At 34.6% G+C, this 2935-nt stretch carries 3 protein-coding genes; all 3 read left to right on the forward strand.

Annotation, left to right across the window (positions count from 1 at the left end; translation table 11 throughout):
- Positions 1-236 precede the first annotated feature (236 nt).
- The 3 genes from Q3907_RS10625 (at position 237) to nhaC (ending at position 2862) form a co-directional block, all read left to right on the forward strand.
- Positions 237-554, forward strand: a complete 318-nt coding sequence (locus tag Q3907_RS10625; protein ID WP_301898253.1) for a diguanylate cyclase — start codon at positions 237-239, stop codon at positions 552-554.
- Between the two features lie 112 nt (positions 555-666).
- On the forward strand, positions 667-1443 hold the full coding sequence (locus tag Q3907_RS10630) for an alpha/beta hydrolase (RefSeq protein ID WP_301898251.1): 777 nt from the start codon (positions 667-669) through the stop codon (positions 1441-1443).
- 21 nt (positions 1444-1464) lie between these two features.
- The gene (nhaC, locus tag Q3907_RS10635) at positions 1465-2862 is read left to right on the forward strand and encodes a Na+/H+ antiporter NhaC (protein ID WP_301898252.1); all 1398 of its coding nucleotides are present in this window, start codon (positions 1465-1467) and stop codon (positions 2860-2862) included.
- Positions 2863-2935: the final 73 nt, after the last annotated feature.

Below are 2935 nucleotides of genomic sequence, written 5' to 3' on the forward strand. Positions count from 1 at the left end.
ATGTATACAATTTAATTTAAATGTTCTTGTAGCAATTAATTTGGTAATCAACACTATGCTTCCATGTAGAGATACAGAAAACAATCGCTAATGTACTAAATGTAGTGCTTGATTGTAAAGTTCACTGCTCCAACAGAAAGACAGGAATCCAAAGTTTGAAAATAATGTACGATTGCTGCATAATGTTGTCAGTTAAGAACCCTCACTGCTTGCGGTGAGGAGTAGTCAGTATTGCGATTGCGCATACGCTTCAAAAATCATGTCGTGATAAAGATATAGTAATGCGTTTGGATGGAGATGAGTTTGCGTTGTATATTCCGGGTGTTACAAATCGTAAGTGTGCAAATTCTTTCTTTAAACGTTTATTTGAAAATTTGAAACAGATCCATGTTGAATCGGTAGATAATCATCCGGTTGTATTAAGTCTTGGTGCCTGTTTCTTTGATGGGAAAGAAGATTTAAGTTTTGATGAATTATATTGTAGAGCGGATTCTGCGATGTATGAAAGTAAAAAAATCGACGGATATAGTGCAACAATTTTCAGAAAAAAATAGCCTCTTTGCGAACAGAGAGGTTAATTTGTACTTATAATGCACACAAGTGTTAAAAAATAGTAAACATTTTGTTGCTTTTGTGGTATTATACCCGAAACGGAGGGAAATATATATGCAAAAGTATGTAGAAATCAAGCGAGATAATTTAACACTTCGTGGTATGCTTCATATTCCAAATGATGTAAGCCAAAAAGTACCAATGGTTATTATTCTTCATGGCTTTTGTGATGATCGAAATGAAATCAATTTTGTTCATAACGAATTATCGCAACGACTATGCGAATTGGGTATCGCCAGTGTTCGTTTTGACATGAATGGTAGTGGTGAAAGTGATGGAAAATTTGAAGATATGACGATTTCAAGTGAAATCTTAGATGCCAAAGCCATGTTGGAATATGTTCGATCCTTGGACTTTGTCGATACAAATAAAATTGCACTTCATGGATGTAGTTTAGGTGGTTGTGTCGCAAGTATGGTGGCAGGACAATGTAAAGATATGATTCAAGCTTTATCTTTGTGGTGTCCAGCACCGGATTTAGTTTATAACTTAAAGAAGGATAAGACTTTGTGTGGTCAAGATGTTTCAAATATTGAAAAAGATGGATGTGCCGATGTAGAAGGCTTAAAATTGAGCCTAAAATTTTATCAAGATGCCTGTACATTAGATCCATATAAAGATGCATCTTTATTTGATAAAAATGTATGTACGATTCATGGAGATCAAGATATTACGGCTTCTTGTGAGTGTAGTTATAAATATAAAGAAATTTTTAAAGAAAGAGCAAAATGCATTATTGTCAAAGGGGCAGAGCATCGCTTTAAATCGTTTGCGTTTAGAGAAGCTAGAATGCAAGGTGCTCTAAACTTTTTGAAAGAAGAATTATTATAAATGAAAGTGAAGGAATTTGGTATGAATAAAGAAAGAAAACAGCCGACAACATTATTTGCGGTTACATCATTTTTGGCGATTATTGCCGTACTTATTATTATGATAAATATGGGATGTAATACAACTTTATCTGTTTTTGCGGGAGTTATTGTGTCTGTAATTACAACGCGTTTGTTGAATATTCCATGGAATGAAGTTGAACAAAATATGATTAAAACAGCAGCAGAATGTATGCCCACGTTTTTGATTGTCATTATGGTTGGAATGCTTGTAGGAATTTGGATGGCTGCTGGAACGGTACCTAGTTTGATGTATTATGGTATGCAAGTGGTATCACCTAAAATTTTGGTTCCGTTAGCATTTGTGCTTTGTGCTTTAACCAGTGAATTTACAGGAACATCATTTGGTTCTGTAGCCACAATGGGACTTGCGATGGTAGGAATTGCCTCTACGACAAGTATTCCTGTACCATTGGTAGTGGGTGCTGTTGTTTCTGGTGCATGGCTAGGAGATAAAATGTCTCCATTATCCGATACGACAAACTTAGCAAGTGGAGTTAGTAAAGTGCCTTTGTATGATCATATTCACTCTATGCAGTATACAACGCTTCCAGCTGCAGTAGTTGCCTTAGTGTTATTTACAATTGCAGGACTTTATTATAGTGGGGGAAGTATGGATCTTGCCCAACAAAAATTGATTATGGATACTTTAAGCAAGCATTTCACAATTAATATCTTATTGATTTTACCAGCTATTTTAGTTATTTTGATTTCTGTATTTAAACTTCCATCTTTATTAGGAATGGGACTTGCCGTGGTCGTATCCGCTGTATTTGCGATGGCTTTTCAAGGTGTAAATTTTGTGGATCTTATGAATTATGCATTTAATGGATTCAGTATTGAGACAGGTGTATCTATAGTAGATCCAATGTTGAACCGTGGTGGTGTTCTTTCGATGTCTGAATTATTAGTTACATTTATGGTGGCTAGTGTAATGGGAGCTGTAATTACTTCAACAGGTATTTTGGATGTTTTAGCTAAAAATGTATTATTAAAGTTTATCAAGAATCGTACAATCTTAGTTTTTGTTACTTTAGTATATTGCTACATTGTAAATTTCTTGACAGCTGGTGGACAAACGGTTTCAATTATTGTTACAGAACAAACTTTTGAATCTACATATGAAGATATGAATATTTCTCGTAAGGTATTGTCTAGAACACTTGAAGATTCTGGTACTTTATCAGCGCCAATCGTGCCTTGGGGTGTTGCTACAATTTATGTAATGGGGGTTCTTGGATGCTCTATCGCATATATTCCATACGCATGGTTTATCTTTATTGTTCCAATTTTCTCAATGATTTGTGCAATTACTGGTATTGGTGTTTGGGGTAAGGATGGAAATCCTGTTCGAAAATAATGTTATATGTCTTTACTATCTTTTAAAATTGGTGTATAAATTACTTGTAAAATAAAAAAAGGGAGCTTGTACT

The sequence above is a fragment of the uncultured Holdemanella sp. genome (genome assembly GCF_958348295.1).
Lineage (GTDB): Bacteria > Bacillota_I > Bacilli_A > Erysipelotrichales > Erysipelotrichaceae > Holdemanella.

Bases quoted from the DNA above. Each gene is read 5' to 3' on its own strand.
- Q3907_RS10630 (WP_301898251.1), top strand. From the start codon at position 667: ATGCAAAAGTATGTAGAAATCAAGCGAGATAATTTAACACTTCGTGGT.
- nhaC (WP_301898252.1), top strand. From the start codon at position 1,465: ATGAATAAAGAAAGAAAACAGCCGACAACATTATTTGCGGTTACATCA.